Origin of the sequence: Dyadobacter luticola (genome assembly GCF_005860805.1) — a bacterium.
In the GTDB taxonomy this organism is placed as follows: domain Bacteria; phylum Bacteroidota; class Bacteroidia; order Cytophagales; family Spirosomataceae; genus Dyadobacter; species Dyadobacter luticola.
On sequence record NZ_VCEJ01000004.1, the window covers coordinates 299,728 to 318,720 of the forward strand.

At 46.4% G+C, this 18,993-nt stretch carries 20 protein-coding genes; 11 read left to right on the forward strand and 9 right to left on the reverse strand.

Features of this window, described 5'->3' with window-relative positions:
• The first annotated feature begins 23 nt into the window (after positions 1 to 23).
• From FEN17_RS11965 to FEN17_RS11980, 4 genes are all read left to right on the forward strand, one after another.
• Positions 24 to 1,004, forward strand: a complete 981-nt coding sequence (locus tag FEN17_RS11965; protein ID WP_229208793.1) for a DMT family transporter — start codon at positions 24 to 26, stop codon at positions 1,002 to 1,004.
• Positions 1,005 to 1,058: 54 nt separating this feature from the next.
• Complete coding sequence (locus tag FEN17_RS11970) at positions 1,059 to 1,619, forward strand: thioredoxin family protein (RefSeq protein ID WP_138365596.1); 561 nt, start codon at positions 1,059 to 1,061, stop codon at positions 1,617 to 1,619.
• 99 nt (positions 1,620 to 1,718) lie between these two features.
• Entirely contained in the window at positions 1,719 to 1,916 is a 198-nt protein-coding gene (locus FEN17_RS11975; RefSeq protein ID WP_138365597.1) for a type II toxin-antitoxin system HicA family toxin, read from the forward strand.
• Positions 1,913 to 2,311 carry a helix-turn-helix domain-containing protein gene (locus tag FEN17_RS11980; RefSeq protein WP_138365598.1) on the forward strand — a complete coding sequence of 133 codons (399 nt, stop codon included), beginning with the start codon at positions 1,913 to 1,915 and terminating at the stop codon, positions 2,309 to 2,311. The genes FEN17_RS11975 and FEN17_RS11980 overlap by 4 nt, the downstream gene beginning before the upstream one ends.
• Here the strand turns inward: FEN17_RS11980 and prfA are convergent, their stop codons facing one another.
• Positions 2,312 to 3,385: a peptide chain release factor 1 gene (prfA, locus tag FEN17_RS11985; protein ID WP_138365599.1), complete on the reverse strand. Its 1,074-nt coding sequence runs from the start codon at positions 3,383 to 3,385 to the stop codon at positions 2,312 to 2,314.
• A 122-nt stretch (positions 3,386 to 3,507) separates the two neighbouring features.
• Here prfA and FEN17_RS11990 point away from each other — a divergent pair, with 122 nt between their 5' ends.
• Together FEN17_RS11990 and FEN17_RS11995 are read left to right on the forward strand one after the other, a co-directional pair.
• Positions 3,508 to 4,089: a hypothetical protein gene (locus FEN17_RS11990; RefSeq protein ID WP_138365600.1), complete on the forward strand. Its 582-nt coding sequence runs from the start codon at positions 3,508 to 3,510 to the stop codon at positions 4,087 to 4,089.
• A 76-nt stretch (positions 4,090 to 4,165) separates the two neighbouring features.
• A complete protein-coding gene (locus FEN17_RS11995; protein WP_138365601.1) occupies positions 4,166 to 4,771 on the forward strand; it encodes a hypothetical protein in 606 nt (201 codons plus the stop codon).
• Here FEN17_RS11995 and FEN17_RS12000 read toward each other — a convergent pair.
• A complete protein-coding gene (locus tag FEN17_RS12000) occupies positions 4,757 to 6,286 on the reverse strand; it encodes a GH3 family acyl-acid amido synthetase (RefSeq protein ID WP_138365602.1) in 1,530 nt (509 codons plus the stop codon). The two genes, FEN17_RS11995 and FEN17_RS12000, sit on opposite strands and share 15 nt — an antisense overlap.
• Before the next feature lie 180 nt (positions 6,287 to 6,466).
• Between FEN17_RS12000 and FEN17_RS12005 the strand changes: the two genes are divergently transcribed.
• Complete coding sequence (locus FEN17_RS12005; protein WP_229208794.1) at positions 6,467 to 7,330, forward strand: SAM hydrolase/SAM-dependent halogenase family protein; 864 nt, start codon at positions 6,467 to 6,469, stop codon at positions 7,328 to 7,330.
• Positions 7,331 to 7,342: 12 nt separating this feature from the next.
• Here FEN17_RS12005 and FEN17_RS12010 read toward each other — a convergent pair whose 3' ends face one another.
• Together FEN17_RS12010 and FEN17_RS12015 are read right to left on the reverse strand one after the other, a co-directional pair.
• On the reverse strand, positions 7,343 to 8,218 hold the full coding sequence (locus tag FEN17_RS12010; RefSeq protein WP_138365604.1) for an aldo/keto reductase: 876 nt from the start codon (positions 8,216 to 8,218) through the stop codon (positions 7,343 to 7,345).
• Between the two features lie 32 nt (positions 8,219 to 8,250).
• Complete coding sequence (locus FEN17_RS12015) at positions 8,251 to 8,682, reverse strand: hypothetical protein (protein WP_229208795.1); 432 nt, start codon at positions 8,680 to 8,682, stop codon at positions 8,251 to 8,253.
• 163 nt (positions 8,683 to 8,845) lie between these two features.
• Here FEN17_RS12015 and FEN17_RS12020 point away from each other — a divergent pair, with 163 nt between their 5' ends.
• Complete coding sequence (locus FEN17_RS12020) at positions 8,846 to 9,190, forward strand: single-stranded DNA-binding protein (protein WP_138365605.1); 345 nt, start codon at positions 8,846 to 8,848, stop codon at positions 9,188 to 9,190.
• A gap of 94 nt (positions 9,191 to 9,284) precedes the next feature.
• Here FEN17_RS12020 and FEN17_RS12025 read toward each other — a convergent pair whose 3' ends face one another.
• Positions 9,285 to 10,769, reverse strand: a complete 1,485-nt coding sequence (locus tag FEN17_RS12025; protein WP_138365606.1) for a xylulokinase — start codon at positions 10,767 to 10,769, stop codon at positions 9,285 to 9,287.
• A 316-nt stretch (positions 10,770 to 11,085) separates the two neighbouring features.
• Between FEN17_RS12025 and FEN17_RS12030 the strand changes: the two genes are divergently transcribed.
• From FEN17_RS12030 to FEN17_RS12040, 3 genes are all read left to right on the forward strand, one after another.
• Positions 11,086 to 12,549, forward strand: coding sequence for a M28 family peptidase (locus tag FEN17_RS12030; RefSeq protein ID WP_138365607.1), 1,464 nt, complete (start codon positions 11,086 to 11,088; stop codon positions 12,547 to 12,549).
• Between the two features lie 32 nt (positions 12,550 to 12,581).
• Positions 12,582 to 13,394 carry a 4-(cytidine 5'-diphospho)-2-C-methyl-D-erythritol kinase gene (gene ispE / locus FEN17_RS12035; RefSeq protein ID WP_310589758.1) on the forward strand — a complete coding sequence of 271 codons (813 nt, stop codon included), beginning with the start codon at positions 12,582 to 12,584 and terminating at the stop codon, positions 13,392 to 13,394.
• Positions 13,395 to 13,548: 154 nt separating this feature from the next.
• Positions 13,549 to 14,091, forward strand: a complete 543-nt coding sequence (locus FEN17_RS12040; protein ID WP_229208796.1) for a cytochrome c oxidase subunit 3 — start codon at positions 13,549 to 13,551, stop codon at positions 14,089 to 14,091.
• Here FEN17_RS12040 and FEN17_RS12045 read toward each other — a convergent pair.
• From FEN17_RS12045 to FEN17_RS12060, 4 genes are read right to left on the reverse strand one after another with little or no spacing between them, the layout of a single operon-like run.
• Complete coding sequence (locus FEN17_RS12045) at positions 14,066 to 15,307, reverse strand: TCR/Tet family MFS transporter (RefSeq protein ID WP_138365609.1); 1,242 nt, start codon at positions 15,305 to 15,307, stop codon at positions 14,066 to 14,068. The two genes, FEN17_RS12040 and FEN17_RS12045, sit on opposite strands and share 26 nt — an antisense overlap.
• A 54-nt stretch (positions 15,308 to 15,361) precedes the next feature.
• A complete protein-coding gene (locus tag FEN17_RS12050; protein ID WP_138365610.1) occupies positions 15,362 to 16,948 on the reverse strand; it encodes an OmpA family protein in 1,587 nt (528 codons plus the stop codon).
• Between the two features lie 13 nt (positions 16,949 to 16,961).
• Positions 16,962 to 17,558 (reverse strand): LOG family protein, encoded by a 597-nt coding sequence (locus tag FEN17_RS12055; protein ID WP_138365611.1) that lies wholly within the window; start codon positions 17,556 to 17,558, stop codon positions 16,962 to 16,964.
• A 32-nt stretch (positions 17,559 to 17,590) separates the two neighbouring features.
• A complete protein-coding gene (locus FEN17_RS12060) occupies positions 17,591 to 18,982 on the reverse strand; it encodes a UDP-N-acetylmuramate--L-alanine ligase (RefSeq protein WP_138365612.1) in 1,392 nt (463 codons plus the stop codon).
• Between the last annotated feature and the right edge of the window lie 11 nt (positions 18,983 to 18,993).

Sequence of the window (18,993 nt, forward strand, 5' to 3'; positions counted from 1 at the left end):
ATTGATTTTCGTCTCTTTGAGATATGCGCTATCTTTGGCCAAACGCTATTCGTTTGGCTGCTAACATTCAAAATCTGTCTACCGATTCTCCACAAAAAGGCATTATCCTGATGCTGGGAGCCGCTTTTTTCTTTTCCTTGACCTCTGCAATTTCGAAGTGGCTCGGTCAGGAATTTCATATTGTACAGCTCGTTTTTTTTAGAAATATCGTCGGAGTGGTATTCGTCCTGACCAGCATCTGGCGTAGGCCGCGCAAGCAACAAGGTGGAAAGCTAGGGCTGCTGATTTTCAGGGGCGTAGTCGGAACATTGTCGCTATACATGCTCTTTTATGCGATACAAACATTGGGTTTGGGCCGCGCCTCGACTTACCAATATACGTATCCCATTTTTCTTGCATTATTTTCCTGGCTGTTAATTGGCGAAACGCTCAATTCCCGCGAGTGGCTCGCGATATTTATTGGCTTTTCTGGTATCCTGTTCGTTTTCCGGCCCGATCTTTCGATTTCTTTGCGGGACAATGCCCTGGGTTTGGGCAATGCATTGTTGACCGCAGTCTCCTATTTATCCATCCGGCAGCTCGGCGCAGTTTACGACACCCGCGCCATTATTTTGTCATTCATGTTGAGCGGGATCCTAATGCCGATCGTATCCATGCTGATCGGCACGTACTATCCCGTCGAACACCTTGATTTTCTGATCGGTACATTCCGCTGGCCCGACCATTTAATTCAGTGGGCCGGATTTCTGGCATTGGGATTGACCGCATTGATGGGACAAAAAATGCTGACGCAATCCTTCACTTATGATAAAGCCGGGCGTGTCGCCGCGATCGGTTATTCCAACATTCTTTTTTCAGTTTTAATCGGTTTTTTGATGGGAGAGGCCTTTCCGTCGGTTTTCACATTGTTCGGGATGGCGCTGATTGTGGGTGGCGGGATCATGATTTCATTGGCTAAAAAGAAAACATTGACGGAGGAGCATGTCGAAGGTCAACCAGAATAATCAGGAACAATTATTTTCTTTCGTAAATTGTTAGCCAAAGAAAGCAGATGCACTATGAAAGCACTCATCACCAGCACATTACTGATCCTGGTAACCTTCACAGTTTCAACCGGTTTCAAATCCGATTCAGCGGAGCGTCCTGCCGAGCAAATCCAGTGGATGAGCATTGAAGAGGCTTATGCAAAAATTCAAAAGGAGCCAAGAAAAGTGTTAATCGACTTGTACACAGACTGGTGTGGCTGGTGCAAGGTGATGGATCGCGAAACTTTTAAAGACAAAGCCGTCATCGACTACGTCAACAAAAAGTATTACGCAGTAAAGCTCGACGCCGAGCAAAAAGAAGCGATTAAACTCGGTAACCAAAACTTCAAATACCTGGCGCAAGGCGGAAGAGGCATCAACGAAATCGCCCTTGCCCTAACCAACAACCAGCCGAGCTACCCCACCACCGTCTTCCTCGACGACCAGTTCAACATGATCCAGCCGCTCCCCGGCTACCTCAAAGCCAAAGAATTCCACCAAATCATCACCTTCATCGGCGAAGATTACCACAAAAAAGAAGCCTTCGAAACTTACAAAGCAAAGACCTACACGGAGCGCTTTCCGGCGAAGTAACGCATTTCTGATTTAAGCTTAATCACTCAACTTCCTACAAATTAATGTGCATCTCAGGAAAACGAAAGTTCTCCTGGGTAATATATTTATTACTTTTGTATGAAGAGCAGAGAGTTATTTAAGATCTTGAGAAAAGATGGCTGGTACGTAGTTAGGCAATCGGGAAGCCATGTTATCATGAAGCATCGTACCAAGCCTACGCAGCTCATTGTGCCCTTTCATGGTTCGAAAGAAGTGAAAAAAGGTCTGTTGACAGCCATTTTAAAACAGGCAGAAATCAAAACTGATAAAAGATGAAAAAGCCAAAAATCACGATGGACATCATCAAGGAAGATGTCGGATATAGTGCCGTCACTACGGTTTTGGACAAATTTATAGGAACAGAGGGGGAAGATTTCGAGGAGCTGAAAGCCAACATTCTCGAAGCTGTGAACCTCGGATTTGAGGAGGCGGGATTCAAGTATACGATTGATGAGATTATTTTGAGGCCAGACCTTCCAAGTTTTTTCGCATTTTATAAGGTAATCAATGCGAAAGTATTGGGCCGACGTATCGGCATGAGTCAAAGCTTGCTGGCCCAATACATTAATGGAATCAAGAAACCTTCTGCAAAACAGACCCAGCGTATCCTGGATGGTGTCCAACAGGTGGGGAGAGAATTAGTAGCAATCCAATTTTTGAGTTTTAAATAATTAAACCGTCTCACCTTCCTGCATCCGCTCGGCATTTTCTGCAATGCGCAGACGCTCAATGAATTCCGCAATGTCACCTTCCATTACGGCGGGCAAATTATAAACTGTGTACCCGATGCGGTGATCGGTGATGCGGCTTTGAGGATAATTATAAGTCCTGATTTTATCGGAGCGGTCGCCGCTGCCTACCATGGATTTGCGCTGCGAGCTGATCGCATCATTGTGTTCTTTCAGCTTGATCTCGTACAATCTCGAACGCAAAACGCTCAATGCACGGTCCTTGTTTTTTAGCTGAGACCGCTCATCCTGGCAACTTACAACGAGCCCGGAAGGAATGTGCGTAAGCCGAACCGCCGAATATGTCGTGTTAACTGACTGACCACCAGCGCCTGAGGATTGGAATGTATCCACCCGGACATCATTCATATTGATCTGCACATCTACTTCTTCGGCTTCCGGCAAGACCGCCACAGAAGCAGCCGAGGTATGAATACGCCCCTGCGATTCGGTTTGCGGAACGCGCTGCACGCGGTGCACGCCGGATTCAAATTTCATTTTACCGTAAACATCCTCGCCCTCGACCTTGCAGATAATTTCTTTGTAACCACCATTGGTCCCCTCGGTAAAATCCATGATAGAAGACCGCCAGCCCATTTTTTCAAAAAAACGCTGATACATTCTGAACAAATCACCGGCAAAAATCGCAGCCTCATCACCGCCGGTGCCGCCCCGGATTTCCAGGATAATGTTGCGGCTATCATTCGGGTCTTTCGGGATGAGTAATTCCTTGATCGATTGTTCCAGCTCTTCCAGTTTCGGTGTCAGCTCGTCGAGTTCTTCCTTCGCCATTTCGCGAAGCTCTTCATCCTTTTCGGTGGTGATGAGCTCCTTCGTGCCCGCGATGTCCTTCTGGATTTTCAGGTACAGGTTGTATTGTTCAACGATCCTGCCCAGATCCTTGTATTCTTTGCTAATTTTGGAATACCGCGCCGAATCCGAAACGATTTCGGGCTGTATGATTTGTTGCGAAACTTCTTCGAAACGTTCTTTTATAGCTTCTAATTTATCGATCATCTTTATTGAATATCTTTGACACGGGCCATTTGGGGCACAAAGATACGCAATTTAGGTTTATGAATATTTCCAGGAAAAAGGTCTGGAACTCAGCCAAAAGGCTTTTGAAACCATTTTACAAAATGAAAAAAATACTGGTTGCCATTTTTTTTGCTGCAATACTTGGCGGATGTGATTCCGGCGGGCGTGTTGGAAATACAAAGGAGCTCAATAAAGAGATGAAAGCGACGCAGATCAAGCGGGTGACCAACACGCAGCTGGTTTATTACGTCAATGAGTGGGGCAAAAAAATTGCGCAAATCGCGGAAAAATCGCTAGATACCCAGCTCTCGAAGGATCCAAAAACGGCTGATACACTTTGTAGAAACCTTGGGAACATTCCGGTGATAGCCGCTTTGGAAAAAGAGTATGGTGTTAATATTGAGCTGCTGGGCGTGCAGGACATTAAAAATCCGAAGCTGGCACCTAAGGAGCGCGAAATTCTGGACGCCTATCTTTTCAGCGCAAAAAGCAAAGCCACAGCGGGAGAAAATTTGCAGCAGCTCAATGATACTTTGCTGGTATACAATGTTCCGGTCGATGCGGAAAGTATCATTTGCAAGGAATGCATGAAAAACGACGACATGCGCTTTGCGGTTTGGCGACTTTTGTTCAGTAAAAAAGAAATTATCCGGAAGCTGGATGTAAAGCAGTTGAAGGAATAGCGAATTATGCATTCACGGGAACAATTTTTTAAAACCTTTCTCAGTCCTGGTATCAAAACGTCCAGCTGTAAATGTTATGCTGCAAACAGAGAAAGTTACCGCCGCGCCGGATTATTCGACGTACAGATCGAATAAAACAATCCCGAAAATTATTGAGAACGAGGTTTTAAAAGCCTTGTCATTTTACCCGGAATTGAGAGATACCTGCATTCATTTTGTGTTCAAACGCAGGATCAGGAAATCGGTGATGCAGGCTCAGCCTAAATTCAGCACGATGCTGAGTGGCAAAAGGGAATACAACATTAACATCAGCGCAATGTTCCGCCTGACAACCTCCGCGATCCCGATCCACCAGATTCCGTCCGATATTATGGTTGGCTGGATCGGTCACGAGCTGGGCCACATTATGGATTACGAAAGTAAAAGTGTAGCACAAATGGCCCGTTTTGGCCTGGGGTACCTGTTTTCTGCCAGCTTTATCAAGCAGGCGGAGCGTGCTGCCGATACCTACGCGGTCAATCATGGACTGGGCCGCTACATCGTCCAGACCAAACATTTCATTCTCAATCACGCCAACCTTTCGGAAAAGTATAAAAGCAAAATTGCGAGGCTGTATCTATCGCCAAATGACATTATCGAGCAGGTCCGAAAACTGGAAGAAGCTGAGTTAAAGGCTTCCTAGGTTCTTTTCCACAAATGCTGCAAATTCCAGAAAATCGGGCTCCTTCATCACCCTCGGGATTTTGATCTGGCCGCCCAGCTTTTTGGTTTCTTCGCTCCATTTATAAAAAATTTCTTCCGGGATCAGCTCTACTTCAACTCCTTTCAATGCGCGTCCCCGGGCCACTTTGTAATTTTTATTATTCTCCATCAATGTATTGTCCAGCGACTCCGCCACCTTCACCTTGTCCGGCGATTTATCACAGCTCAAAAACCATTTGTGAATGTAATCGTCGCCCCGGTGCACTGCGGCCACGATAAATTCCTTGATCACCACGTCGTACTCCTTTTCAATAACCCGTAGGCCATCATTCATTTGATTAACAGATAGTTGGGAGCCCGTCACATTCAGGAAATGCTTTGTCCGGCCGGTAATTTTGATTTCCGCTTTTTGCTTGTCGGTGATCGTTACCGTATCGCCGATCATATACCGCCACGCGCCGGAAACGGAGGAAATAACGAGTACGTACTCCACATTTTCCTCCGCATTTGCGAGAGAAAAAGCTTTTGCGTCCGGTCTTACCAAGCCGTCTTCATCTACATGATCATTATCAAATGGCACAAACTCGTAGAAAATACCATTTTCCGGAAACAGCGCCATCGAAGAGGTATCGGGCCTTTTTTGCATTGCAATAAATCCTTCCGACGCCAGATAGGTATCAATGTAAATCAACGGATGCGCGAAAAGTTTTTCCAGACTTTTCCGGTAAGGCTCAAACGCAACGCCGCCTGTTGTGTATACCATCAAATTGGGCCAGATCTCATGAATGTTGGCCACCTTGTTATAGTTGATTACCTCTTTCAGCATCAGCTCTACCCACGACGGTATGCCCGAGATACAGCCGATATCCCAGCTGGCAGCTTCCTGCGCAATCCTTTTTATTTTTTCATCAAAATCGGGAATGTCCGCTATTTCCCTTCCTGGTTTATAAATCCCGCCAAACCAGGTCGGCAGGTTAGCCGCGCTGATCCCGCTGATTTCGCCCTCCTGGTGATCATCTTTCTGGATCAGGCTGGTGCTGCTTCCCAACATTAATATTTGTTTGGTAAAAAAATCACCCGGTAAATTGAATGCGTTAATGTTGGTGATTTCGGAAATCCCGGCGCGGCGGATGGAGTTGAGCATATCGTCCGTCACCGGAATATGCTTGCTGTTGCTGGTGGTACCGCTGCTCAGTGCGAAATATTGCTGACCACCTGGCCAGGTTACATTCTGGTGTCCTTCAAGCAGATAATGCCACCATTCACCGTGCAGTTTATCATAATCATGAACCGGCACCGCTGACTGAAAAGCTTCAATAATGTTATCACTTTCAAGTATTTGGGTAAATCCGTATGCTTTTCCGAATGCAGTAAGCCGGGCAGTTTCCAGCAGATTTCTCAGGACTTTTTCCTGGGCGTGGACAGGGTCGGGATCGCTCGTGATCATTCCTGTGAAGTCAATTGCTCGCTTTATCAGCTCTCCGATGACAGCCATATTTTATACTTGATTGTAGATGAGTAGATGCCGCCGTATTTCAAAAAGTCATGCCACGTTTTTAACTTTGTAAAGACTGTATTTCTAACACATGAATTAAACAGACCTATGGTTGGACTTTTCCACTTTCAAACCTTTCGCGACACTCGGAGCATAACCCGGAAATTCTGCTTCCTCTTTTTGTTCTTGCTTCCTCTGACATTGTTTGCACAAAACAACATTTTAGTTTTTCAATCCGATTTTGGTTTAAAAGATGGTGCGGTTTCTGCGATGAAAGGAGTGGCGGCCGGCGTTTCGCCTAACATTAAAATGTTTGATGTGACGCATGAGATTCCAGCTTATAACATTTGGGAGGCTTCTTACAGATTGGTTCAAACTGCGCCTTACTGGCCTGCGGGGACTGTTTTTGTGTCGGTGGTTGACCCTGGCGTAGGTACAAAAAGGAAATCCGTAGTCATGTTGACCAAAACAGGACATTACTTTGTGACGCCCGACAATGGTACCCTGACTTTGGTAGCCGAACAAATGGGAATCCAGGAAGTCCGGGAAATCGACGAGGCGGTCAACCGGCGGAAAAATTCAGGCGAGTCCTACACTTTCCACGGTCGCGACGTATATGCGTACACTGGTGCAAGGCTTGCGGCGAAGGTCATCACATTTGAAGGGGTTGGTAAAAAGCTGGCGACCGAAGTTGTTTCGATACCTTACCAAAAAGCGGTTTTTGAAAATGGAAAAGTAACCGGCGGGATCCCGATCCTGGACATTCAGTATGGAAATGTCTGGACAAATATTGGCAAGCCGGTTTTTGAAAAGTTGAATGTTAAGGTCGGTGACCTGATCAAAGTGCAGGTTTTGAATAATAATAAGGTGATTTACGAAGGTGAAGTCCGCTACGTAAATACTTTTGGCGAGGTGAAAGAAGGAGATAATGTCGGCTATTTCAATAGTCTACTCAACTTTTCACTCGCCATCAACATGGGTAATTTTTCTGAAAAATATCAGGTGTTCAGCGGTAATACCTGGCGGATTGTGCTAAATAAGTAGCCGCCCTAAATCTTATTTTCCGGTCGCCTGATAGATTTCGTACCAATCTTCCCGCGTCAGCGCAATGTCCGAAGCGCTGGCACCATTTCTTATCCGCGCCTCCGAAAGTGAGCCGATAATTGGCAAAGTGCCCAGTTTCATGAGCCAGGCAACCGCTGTCTGCTCAATGTTCGCATTGTATTTTTTGCTTACTTCTTCCAGCTTTGCCCGCAGCCGCACAGCCTTTTCGTCGGTACCGTTCAGGATTTTTCCTCCTGCCAAAGGTGCCCAGGCCAGCGGTTTGCTAAAACTTTGTTTGATGAAATCAATCCTGCCGTCCTCGATGGCCGAAGTATTCATCAGATTCAGCTCAATGTGGTTGGTTACGATCGGTATACGGAGGTAAGAAGCCAGCAACTGGTGCTGAAAAACGGTAAAGTTGGCGACACCAATGTGTTTCGCTTTTCCGGAAGTTACAATCTCTGCCAGTGCTCCCGCAGTCTCTTCGGGATCAGACAGAAAATCGCTCTGGTGCAGCAAAAAGATGTCCAGATAATCCGTTTTAAGTCTTTTCAGGGAACCGTTGATACTATTCATAATGTGCTCCCTAGAAGTATCATAGTAAGTCAGATACTTATCGGCCGATTTCCGGATGCCACATTTGCTGAAAAGCACGATATCCTCGCGCTTGAAAGATTTGTTTTGAATGATTTTGCCAAAGTGCTCCTCAATCGTAAAGTCACCATAAATATCTGCATGATCAAAGGTATTGATGCCCAAATCAAGACACAGATTGATCGTTTTTTCGATCTGGGAAGTGGTGACGGCACCTTCGTCCGTCCATCTCCAAAAACCATAAATTGCTTCCGATACTTTGGGTCCTGAGTCGCTGAGGCTTACTTTTTTCATTCGATATGTGGTTGAAATCGTTGCAAAAATATCTATTTCTCCAACCTTTTATCTTTTACGATCAGATAAAAATCGTTTTCCAGTTCGAGATAGCCGTAATCGTATACAAAGTGATAAATGCTGCCTTTGAGTGTCGGGCGGAGGTTGGTGATCAGGGTAAAATCGAATCCTTTTGCCGTTAGGACGCTTTTGGTCGTCTTATTTTTCTCTTCCGGACAAAGCTGTTCGAGTATGCGCCGGTTTTTCCGGAGCTGATTATTCACTTTCCTGATAATGTTGTAAGAACTTGAATTAAGCCGGTTATTGTAGGTATTCCGGCACATATCCGAGCAGAACTTTTTGTCTACCCGGCCCATCACTGACCTCCCGCATTCATCGCAATTCTTCATCGATGCTCCTTTATGGCCGACGGTTTTGGGCGTCGACAAGTGTGTATATTCTCTGCTCGCAATATATACATTCATTCGTTTTTTTCATAAACGGCCATTTATCCGTTTGCAAACGGGTGCAAACGTTTATATCCGACTACAAATGTTTAAAAACCGGATCGAAAGTTTCTGATCCTGCACTTTTGTGAAGTCGTTCTGCGACAGAGTTTATTCACAATTATTTTAAACATGTACAGTCATGAATTCAGTCAGACTAATCGGAAATGTCGGAGGTGAGGTCTTAATAAAAGATTTCGACGGGCGGAAAATGGCCAGCTTTTCCCTGGCCACAAATGAAAATTATATTGATAAAAGCAATGAGGAAGTCAAGCAAACCAGCTGGCACAGGATCGTAGCCTGGGGGCAGTTAGCGCAGATTTGCGAAAGCTTGCTGGACAAAGGAAAGCTAGTATCCGTGGAGGGTAAAATCGTTTACCGGCAATATCAGAATAAGGAAGATCAGACAGTGAATGTCACAGAAATCCAGGCCTTTAAAGTGGAGGAATATTCCAAAGCGCCAGCTGCGGCCGGAAGTCATGGATAATGTTGTTTGGCTTCAACAGTTTGCGGGAAGCATTTTGGGAATGTTATGAGCTGGCCTCACCATACTTGGAAAAAGTGATGAGGCCAGGCTGTAATTACAATTCTGTCAAAAGTGCTTCTTTCCAGTTAGCGTAAGCCTCACGGGTGCTTTCCGTCAGATTTGTTTGTGGCTCAATGGTTTGCAGCGCGGTCAGGCCGGTGAATGCTTCGGAGCGGGTTTTGTAATAGCCCAAACCAAAGCCTGCTGCCCGTGCAGCACCTTGTGCACCGTCCGTATTGTAAAGTTCCACAGTCGCGCCCGAAACATTCGCAAATGTTTCGCGAAACACAGGGCTCAGGAACATATTGGCCTCACCTGCGCGGATGTTTTTCAAAGAAACTCCAACGGTTTCCATGATTTCCATCCCGTAGTACAAGGCGAAAACGATTCCTTCCTGGGCAGCGCGCGTGTAGTGACTTACGCCGTGACGGCTGAATTGAAGCCCTTTGAATGTTCCGCCGGGATCCTGGTTTTCCAGCATTCTTTCGGCACCATTTCCAAAAGGAAAGCAAAGCAGTCCGTCAGAGCCAACCGGTGCCTGCGCCGCGATCTGGTTCATTTCGGGATAAGAGACATTTCCCTGGAACAAGGAATTACGAAGCCAGCCATTCAGGCTACCGGTACCATTAACGCAAAGCAAAACGCCATAGCGGGAAGCATTCGAAACCGGATTGACGTGCAGGAAGGTGTTCACCCGGGATTGAGCATCAAATTTGATCTGATCGCTCACGCCATAAACCACGCCGGAGGTACCCGCAGTGGCGGCAACTTCCCCTGGTTCCAGAACATTCAGGGAGAAGGCATTATTAGGCTGATCGCCAGCCCGGTAAGTGACGGGAATACCTGCTCTCAAACCAAGCGCCGTAGCAGCTTCGGCAGTGATTTTTCCCTGCTCTGCAAAAGTGGGGAGGATATTGGGAAGCAAAGAAGCATCGAAACCGAAATAGTCGAAAAGGAAATCTGCAGGTCTTTGGTTGACAAAATCCCAGAATATTCCTTCGGATAGTCCGGAAGGGGTTGTGACAACTTCGCCGGTCATTTTCATCGCCAGATAATCACCAGGAAGCATGAATTTATATACTTTGCCGAAAACTTCTGGCTCATTTTGCTTCACCCAGCCGAGCTTGGAAGCAGTAAAGTTGCCGGGGGAGTTGAGCAGATGTGGAAGAACATATTCTTCCCCAATAGTTTCCATCGCATGGTTGCCTACCTCCACCGCCCGGCTGTCGCACCAGATGATCGATGGCCGCAGCACATTCATGTCTTTATCAATAACTACCAGGCCATGCATTTGATAGGAAATACCGATTGCACCGACTTCCTCAGCCGGGATACCCGCTTTTTGAATGACAGATTTAGAAGCCAGGCAGGCGTTTTCCCACCACATTTCAGGTTGTTGTTCGGCAAAACCTGGCTTGGGAGAGGCTATCGTCATTTCGCGCTCGGGATAAAATGCGGATGCAACCACTGCGCCCGAGTCTGCGTGTATCAAACATGCTTTGACGGAAGAACTGCCTAAATCAAACCCCAGAAAATACATTGTTATATCAGGTTAATGGATCAGAATGCTTTAATTTTTAAATATAAGAGTTGAAAAGTACAAAATTGGTCAAAAAGTTCAAGGAAAGGAAGTTAATTAAGTGTAAAATTTACACTTAATTAATAGCGCTGCAAATCGACCAGAAAGCTGATAGAACTAGGCGTTATGTGCTGCGTAGAAAAAATTCTGCATGCGCTATAACATAATTGATTTCATGGAATCTATTTTGAGCCTATTTTGTGTTTATCTTGCACAAGGTCAAATATCCGTGGATATTTGAATTACGATTAAATCACAGCATCCTTTATCGGGAAATATGAAAAAAGTTTTACTAGCAGTCTTGGTTGGTGGGTTGATTGTGCCCTTTTCCGGGTTTCTTCCAGGCGAAAAAAAATGGGAAAAGCCCTTCTCGAAAATTGACAGTGAGGTCAGAAAAAACAGTAAGGCTTATACTACACTCGAAGATGCTACAAAGACCATCGGTCACCGGCTAACCGGCAGCGCCAACGGTGAAAAGGCCGAGGAGTACGCATTTAAGCTTTTGAAAAGTTACGGTTTTACCGATGTGGCTTACCAGCCGTTTGAGGTTGAAGCGTGGATGCGCGACACTGTCACACTCTCCATCGCGCCAGGCAGCAGCGATAATTTTAGGGACGTGCCCGTGGTTTCACTCGCACATTCTCCCGTTGAGGCAAACTTGCAGGGTGAGATTGTGGATGTGGGAAACGGCTTGGAGGAAGATTTCGAAGCCGTCAAGGAAAAAGTGAAGGGAAAAGTCGCCCTGGCTAACATTAACCTGGTGGGCGTGACAGGGAAAAAGAACCTGCACCGCTCTGAAAAAACAGCATTGGCTATCAAGTATGGGGCACGTGGTGTCATCATGGTAAATGGCGCGCCGGGCAAAATTCTGCTGACGGGCACAGCTTCTGTTACCGGAGCAATTATTTCAATTCCAGCGGTTTGCGTATCTAATGACAGCGGCAAGGAGATTAGAAAATGGCTAAGTGAAGAAGCTCCGCTGGAAGCACATATCGATATGCACAACCTGTCGAAGCCGATCAAAGCCAGAAATGTGATTGCCACATTGAAAGGAAAATCGGATGAAAAAGTGATCATCGGCGGGCACCTTGATTCGTGGGATTTGGCAACCGGCGCGATCGATAATGGTATCGGATCATTTGCAGTGATGGATATAGCAAGAACATTTAAAGCATTGAAGGTCAAACCTGAAAAGACGGTGCAATTTGTTTTGTTTATGGGCGAGGAGCAGGGGCTTTTGGGATCTAAACATTTTGTGAGCGAACTGAAAAAGTCGGGAGGGCTCGACAAGGTGAGTTATATGATGAACCTGGACATGACCAATGATCCGAAGGGCGTGAATGCGTTTGGCTGGGATAATATGAATGATTTTTTCGCGAATGTCGGTGCGGCGATACACGATGTAGATCCAAATTACAAAAATGAGACGATCAACCGGGCAGGTTTGCACAGCGATCATCAGCCGTTTATGCTGCAAGGCGTGCCCATTGCAGGGCTATCGGGTAATTTGGAACCGGGCGTACTGCAATGTTACCACGCCGATTGTGACGATTTTAGTTTGGTAAATAAAGCGCAGCTTGAAAATACGGTCCGTATTGCCTCCATGTATTTGTATGCCTTAGCGAACACCTCGGACATACCTGTTAAAAGATTGTCCGACCAGAAAACCAAAGAATTCCTGATCACGCAAGGTTTGAAAGAGGAGTTGATTATCGGCCAGGATTGGCGCTGGGAGCAATAATTTTTGATAAGGCTGTTGCCTAATTTCGCAGAATGATGCTGGTATTTCCGAATGCAAAAATTAACATTGGTTTAAACATTGTAGAAAAAAGACAGGATGGTTTTCACAACATCGAGTCCTGTTTCTATCCGGTAGATTGGACCGATGCCCTAGAAATTTCGGTTGCCGACAATTTTCGTTTTCAATCCAGTGGTATTACAATACCGGGTGATGGCTCTGATAATCTGTGTTCCAAGGCATACCAGTTGATCGCCAGTGACTACGATTTGCCGCCGGTAAATTTGCATTTGCTCAAACATATCCCGATCGGAGCGGGGCTGGGTGGAGGTTCTTCTGACGCTGCGTTTACGATCAAAGCGTTAAATCAACTGTTTAGCCTTGAAATTTCTGTTGAAAAACAAATTTCTTACGCACGTAGATTGGGCAGCGATTGTGCTTTTTTCATTCTTGACCGTCCGGCTTACTGTTATGGTAAAGGCGATGAGTTTGAAGAAATAGCATTGAGCTTACAAGGAAAATGGATCGTACTCGTCAATCCGGGTATACATATCTCATCTGCGGAGGCTTATGCGGGAGTGAGGGCGCAACCAAGTGAAGAGGATTTGCGTAAGATCTTGAAAGACCCGATTACCAGCTGGAAAGACCGGGTAAGAAATGATTTTGAGGCAACACTTTTCAGCAGGTATACGCTTTTAAAAGAAATAAAAAGCGAGTTATACAACGTTGGCGCAGTTTATGCGTCTATGAGTGGGTCGGGTTCAACACTGTTCGGGATTTTTGATCAGGAAACAGATTTGAGAGCCACTTTTCCGGAATTTAAAGTCTGGCAAGGTCACTTAAAGTAAATTAGAAATATAATATGTCCGGTTACTTGAAATAGTCGTTATATTCAGCAGCCGACATGCTTTTGTATCCCTATTGCATTATTAAATGAGTCCGAAACCAACTACCAAATTAAGGGAAAGCCCTTTTACAAAGCGACGTGAACCGCTCGGGTTCATGCTTTGGCTTGGTGTTGCGGGCAGCTCATTACTTTTTACATCTATTTTTCTCATCTTCCTGGTGCGGATGCATCGGGAAACCGGACATCTGGTAGCATTGCCGGACATGTTCTGGCTGAGTACGCTGGTCATCCTTTTCAGCAGCATTACTTTGCATGAAGCCCATCTGGCATTTAGTAATGAGCGGTTTTTGCATTACCGGGTATTCCTGGGCGCTACGCTGCTGCTCGGGCTGACATTCATTCTGCTGCAAGTGGGTGGCTGGGCCGAGATGGTAAAAACCGGGGTGTTTATTGGTGCCAGTACTTCTCAGGGATTTATTTATTTGCTAACCGGTCTGCATTTGGCCCACATTCTGGGCGGTGTTTTTTACCTAATCTATCTATTCCGCAAGGCAATCAAAAACCGGAGCTACGTCGATTCTTTCGTTTATAGCGTGAACCCACCAAACCGGCTTCGTATCAAGCTTTTTACACGATACTGGCATTTTACAGGCGCTCTCTGGCTGGTGGTTTTTATTTTCCTGGTACTTCTTTACTAGGCTCAATCAAATTTTTCTTCAAACTTCTTCTCGCCAAAATAGTGCTGGCTAGTGTCAGGATTGCGGCAGTAAGCATAGGTGCGCCCGGGAAATAAATTTTCGCCTCAGGCCGCGTGAATGTGGAAAAAAGATTGGTCATCAGCGGAGGGCCGATGATGGAAGTAAGGCTTTGCAGGCTTGTCAATGCACCCTGAATTTCACCTTGCTCATTGGCTGCCACTTGCGTAGAAATGATGCCCTGGATAGAAGGCCCTGCGATACTGCCTAGAATGTACGGGATCATGAAAACATACATCATCCAGCCTTCGGTAGCAAATGCATACAAGACAAAACCGAGCGCATACAGCAACAAACCCACATATACACCTCTGCGCTGCCCCAGCTTTGGTAAGATCAGCCTGATCAGATAGCCTTGTACCACAGCGCTCAGAATGCCGACTGCCCCGAGCGAGTAACCAATGTGCGCCTCGTCCCACTTGAATTTTTCAATCACATAAAATGCCCAGTTACTTTGGACAGCATGTACCGCAATGTAGACAAGCCCCAGCGAAAAGATCAGTCCATAAATAACCGGGTAGCGTTTGAGGTTTTGCAGCGAGCCGATAGGGTTAGCACGGGACCACTGAAATTTGCGGCGGTTTTCAAGCGCCAGGGATTCCGGGAGAATAAAGTAGCCGTACAGCCAGTTAAGCAATGAAAATCCAGCCGCCGCCATAAACGGAACCCGGGTGCCAAACTGACCCAAAAGTCCGCCTACCACCGGCCCAATGATAAAACCCAGCCCAAATGCTGCACCGAGTAAGCCAAAATTCTGCGCTCTTTTCTCAGGTGTACTGATATCCGCAATGTATGCCGCACCCGTCGTAAAGCTGGCGCCCAGGATCCCAGCGATGATCCGGCCAACATATAACCAGGCCAATGTAGGTGCGAAAGCAAGGAAAATGTAGTCGATCCCAAAACCAAATAAAGAGGCCAATAAAACCGGCCGACGACCGAATTGATCGCTCAAAGCCCCGATGATGGGTGCGCAAACAAACTGCATGGAAGCATAAGCAAACAAAAGCCAGCCGCCGTCCCGGGATGCGGCGCTAATGTTGTCCCCTGTCAATTCGCTGATCAGTTTTGGCATGACCGGAATGATAATTCCGAGCCCGATCACATCTATAAGAAGCGTAATAAAGATAAAGCCAAGTGCAGGCGTACGTTTTGCGGTCATACAGAAATGATTTTCCCTAAAAATAAAAGGAAAATCCGGCGTGTTGACGAAAACCTACTTCTTTAAAATCTTGAATTCCACGCGGCGGTTTTGCTGCTGGCCCTCAGGCGTGTCATTTTTCGCAACCGGAGAAGTTTCCCCGTAACCTTTGCTGGCTACCCGGTCGGGCTCGATGCCTTTGCCGATCAGATATTCCCGCACGGAGTCGGCGCGGTCCTGCGAAAGCTTGATGTTGGATTCCGCACTACCCGTATTATCGGTGTGTCCGCCCAGTTCAATGGTCAATGTCTTATTTTCGGTCATCGAAATCGCGATGCGGTTCAGCTCCGGGAATGATTCGGGGTTTAATGTTGACTTACCTGTGGCGAAAAAGATGTTATTCAACCGCACGATCTGACCTTCCTCTATCGGGATCAGTTTCAGTGATTTGTTTGCAATTTCTCTAAAACCTTTGTCCTTTCCGCTGCCGGTCGAGTCGGTCAGGTCAATGTTCTCACCTTCGGCGATGAAGTTTGGCGCTACCGCCCGCCAGCTGTATTTCTGGCCGTAAGGAAGTACGATTTTGTATTCTCCGGTTGTAGGGTTTGTCGTAGCCGTGCCCACTTCCTCGCCATCCGCCAGGTTTTCATAAATAATGGTAGCCTCGACCGGTTTTCCGGTTTTGGAATCGATCACTTTTCCACTGATCATCACCACAGGATCGGCCACCGGAATGTTGGCGATAGGCGCCTCGGCAGTGGTATCGGCCGGAACCGTTTTGGGGCGCAAGTCAAAACGTACGACATCACCTTTGCCCTCGGTACCTTTGAAAGAGATCATATAAGCATAATCTCCCAGCGCGGAAATCGTATAATATGCATCATAACCATCAGTATTAATCGCTGGGCCCAGATTCACCGGGCGGCTCCACCGCTTCCACGACTTGTCGATGCGCTTGCTGTAATAAATGTCGTTGCTGCCCTGGCCGCCTTTCCGGTCACTGGAAAAATACAATGTTACTCCGTCAGGGGCGAGAAAAGGGGTAGTTTCCGTAAATTCTTCGGTATTGATTTCAGGTCCCAGGTTTAGCGGTTTTGTCCATTCTCCGCTTTTTTGCTTGAAACTGACATAAAGATCGTCGGTCTTGCTATTCTTTTTTTCACTGAAAGACATTACAAGTACTTTGCCGTCAGTCGACATATAGCCGCAATCAAATTGCCCTTTGCTGATCTTGGCATATCCGGGAATTTCAATTTTATTAGGAGCAGACCAGCCGCGGGCAGTTTTTTTACTGGTAGAAAATCCCCGGGTTTCGTAAACCCCGTTTTTATACGAACCCTTGATCAGCAAGGTGTTACCGTCAGGCGTAATGCTGTAAAGGCTGTTGTAATCTTCTTTATTAAGTGGTGGCGGAAGCCGTCTTGCCTGCGACCATTTGTCGTTTTTCAACTCCGAATACCAGATATCCTGGCTGCCTTTCGAGCCGTGCGTGTTTTGCGGGTGACTTATCCTTGAAAAGTAAATGGTCTTCCCGTCCGGGGCGATAATCGGGCTTATTTCATTGTATTCGGTGTTGACTGTCTTTCCCAGATTTTCCAGCTGCGCGTGGGCGCACAGGGAAGCAGACAAAGTAAAAATTGTGATCAGTAGTGAGTGACGCATCAAAGGGAGGTAGTTAATTATTGTCTACATATAACGACCTGTCCAGAGGCTTATTTCCCGGATTTTCTTTGCGGTAAATTTCCATTTTTTCCAGCAACGCATCTGGGTTTTCATCCACCAAAAGCAGCTTCCGGTTATCGGGATGCATAAACCCTTCTTCCACCATCTTATCCAGCTGAGCCAGAAGCAGGTCGTAGTAACCGTTGACATTTAACAAACCCACCGGGCCGTGGAAAATCCTCAGCTGCGACCAGGTTAATATTTCAAAAAGCTCATCAAATGTGCCGTATCCGCCCGGCAGCGCAATCACGCCATCCGACATGGACACCATTTTGGCCTTTCTTTCGTGCATGGTTTCCACGAAATGCAGTTCAGAAAGTGTCTTATGCGCATTTTCCAGTTTTGACAGAAAATTAGGAATGATACCCGTCACAAAACCGCCGTGATCCATCGCCCCGTCGGCAACCCGGCCCATCAAACCCATATTTCCGCCGCCGTAAATCAACTTAATACTCCGCTTTGCCAGCTCGTGGCCGAGCGCGTAGGCAGCTTCACTATATAATGCTTTTTTGCCGGGATTAGAACCACAATAAACGACTATGGACTGCATACTTTTTATTTAAATGTGTGATTATTAGTTACTTATTCTGCTTTTGCAAGAATTTCTTCCGCCAGTTTTTTAAGATCCGTATCGCCGAAAGTGCCGGAACTCATAAGCAGCAGACTGGCATTTTCCCAGCTCAGCGATTTCAGGAATGAGGTCAATTCGCCGGCATCCGTGAATACCTTTAAATCGTCCCGCTTAAAAGCCACCCGGATATCTTCCTCCGAAATCGCTTCCAATCTTTTGTGCTCGACGGTAAGTGGATTGTAGTATACGACTGCAATGTCAGCGGCTTTCAGCTTTCTCCGGTATTGTTTCAAGAAAGCCTTGTTCAAACTGCTGAAAGTATGCAGCTCGGCGCAGGCTACGAGGGTACGTTCCGGAAATTGCTCTTTTAATGCTGCAGTGGTGGCTTCCACTTTGGAAGGCGCGTGCGCAAAATCACGGTAAATGCTTACGGAACTATTGGCACCCAGCAATTCCATTCTTTTGGAAGCACCTTTAAATGATTGGATTGCCGCGTAAAAATCCTCGTCAGTCACACCCAGCCTTTCGCAAACGATCCGTGCGCCGCTGATATTCTTCATGTTATGGTTTCCAAAAACCAGCACCGGAACTTCTCCCTGCTCCTGCGTGATCAGGATCGTTTTACCATTTTCAATTTTGTTGGGATGTACATTATAAGGAGCGCTCACTACATCGGGGCGTTCTTTCTGGCCGATCACATCAAGCATATCATCGGTTTCATCGAAAATGATCGCGCCGGCTTTTGGGATGGCATCTGCCAGGAGTTCAAATTGTTTTACATAAGATTCCCAGGTTGGAAAAACATTGTAATGGTCCCACGCAATACCGCTGATTAATGCAATGTGCGGCTGATAATGCATGAATTTCGGCGTGTGGTCGAGCGGCGAAGTGAAATATTCATCTCCTTCGATCACGATCACCGGCGCTTCATCGGACAGCTTCACCATATTCTCAAAACCCTCGATCTGCGCGCCTACCAGGTAGTTGAAAATCCGGTTGTTGAATTTCAGTACATGCAGGATCATAGAAGTGATGGTCGTTTTTCCGTGACTTCCGGCAATCACTACACGCTGCTTATTCTGGTTTTGTTCAAATATATATTCGGGATAAGAATACACTTTAATTCCCAGATCGTGGGCTTTTGCCAGCTCGGGATTGTCCTGTCGGGCGTGCATGCCCAGGATGACGGCGTCCAGATCTGCCGTGATTTTTTCGGGAAACCAGCCTATTTCCTGAGGAAGCAAATGGTGTTTTGCCAGCCGGCTCGACGAGGGTTCATATATTTCATCGTCGGACCCCGTAACTATATAACCTTTCAAATGAAGCTCGATGGCCAGATTGTGCATCACGCTGCCACCGATAGATATGAAATGTATTTTTGACGAAGTTGGATTTTGACTCATTGATGGTGGAT

What these genes read in the sequence shown, in the direction of transcription:
- FEN17_RS11965 (WP_229208793.1), top strand. Translation starts at nt 24, where the DNA reads ATGCGCTATCTTTGGCCAAACGCTATTCGTTTGGCTGCTAACATTCAA.
- FEN17_RS11970 (WP_138365596.1), top strand. Translation starts at nt 1,059, where the DNA reads ATGAAAGCACTCATCACCAGCACATTACTGATCCTGGTAACCTTCACA.
- FEN17_RS11975 (WP_138365597.1), top strand. Translation starts at nt 1,719, where the DNA reads ATGAAGAGCAGAGAGTTATTTAAGATCTTGAGAAAAGATGGCTGGTAC.
- FEN17_RS11980 (WP_138365598.1), top strand. Translation starts at nt 1,913, where the DNA reads ATGAAAAAGCCAAAAATCACGATGGACATCATCAAGGAAGATGTCGGA.
- prfA (WP_138365599.1), bottom strand. Translation starts at nt 3,385, where the DNA reads ATGATCGATAAATTAGAAGCTATAAAAGAACGTTTCGAAGAAGTTTCG.
- FEN17_RS11990 (WP_138365600.1), top strand. Translation starts at nt 3,508, where the DNA reads ATGAAAAAAATACTGGTTGCCATTTTTTTTGCTGCAATACTTGGCGGA.
- FEN17_RS11995 (WP_138365601.1), top strand. Translation starts at nt 4,166, where the DNA reads ATGCTGCAAACAGAGAAAGTTACCGCCGCGCCGGATTATTCGACGTAC.
- FEN17_RS12000 (WP_138365602.1), bottom strand. Translation starts at nt 6,286, where the DNA reads ATGGCTGTCATCGGAGAGCTGATAAAGCGAGCAATTGACTTCACAGGA.
- FEN17_RS12010 (WP_138365604.1), bottom strand. Translation starts at nt 8,218, where the DNA reads ATGAAAAAAGTAAGCCTCAGCGACTCAGGACCCAAAGTATCGGAAGCA.
- FEN17_RS12015 (WP_229208795.1), bottom strand. Translation starts at nt 8,682, where the DNA reads ATGAATGTATATATTGCGAGCAGAGAATATACACACTTGTCGACGCCC.
- FEN17_RS12020 (WP_138365605.1), top strand. Translation starts at nt 8,846, where the DNA reads ATGAATTCAGTCAGACTAATCGGAAATGTCGGAGGTGAGGTCTTAATA.
- FEN17_RS12025 (WP_138365606.1), bottom strand. Translation starts at nt 10,769, where the DNA reads ATGTATTTTCTGGGGTTTGATTTAGGCAGTTCTTCCGTCAAAGCATGT.
- FEN17_RS12030 (WP_138365607.1), top strand. Translation starts at nt 11,086, where the DNA reads ATGAAAAAAGTTTTACTAGCAGTCTTGGTTGGTGGGTTGATTGTGCCC.
- ispE (WP_310589758.1), top strand. Translation starts at nt 12,582, where the DNA reads ATGATGCTGGTATTTCCGAATGCAAAAATTAACATTGGTTTAAACATT.
- FEN17_RS12040 (WP_229208796.1), top strand. Translation starts at nt 13,549, where the DNA reads ATGCTTTGGCTTGGTGTTGCGGGCAGCTCATTACTTTTTACATCTATT.
- FEN17_RS12045 (WP_138365609.1), bottom strand. Translation starts at nt 15,307, where the DNA reads ATGACCGCAAAACGTACGCCTGCACTTGGCTTTATCTTTATTACGCTT.
- FEN17_RS12050 (WP_138365610.1), bottom strand. Translation starts at nt 16,948, where the DNA reads ATGCGTCACTCACTACTGATCACAATTTTTACTTTGTCTGCTTCCCTG.
- FEN17_RS12055 (WP_138365611.1), bottom strand. Translation starts at nt 17,558, where the DNA reads ATGCAGTCCATAGTCGTTTATTGTGGTTCTAATCCCGGCAAAAAAGCA.
- FEN17_RS12060 (WP_138365612.1), bottom strand. Translation starts at nt 18,982, where the DNA reads ATGAGTCAAAATCCAACTTCGTCAAAAATACATTTCATATCTATCGGT.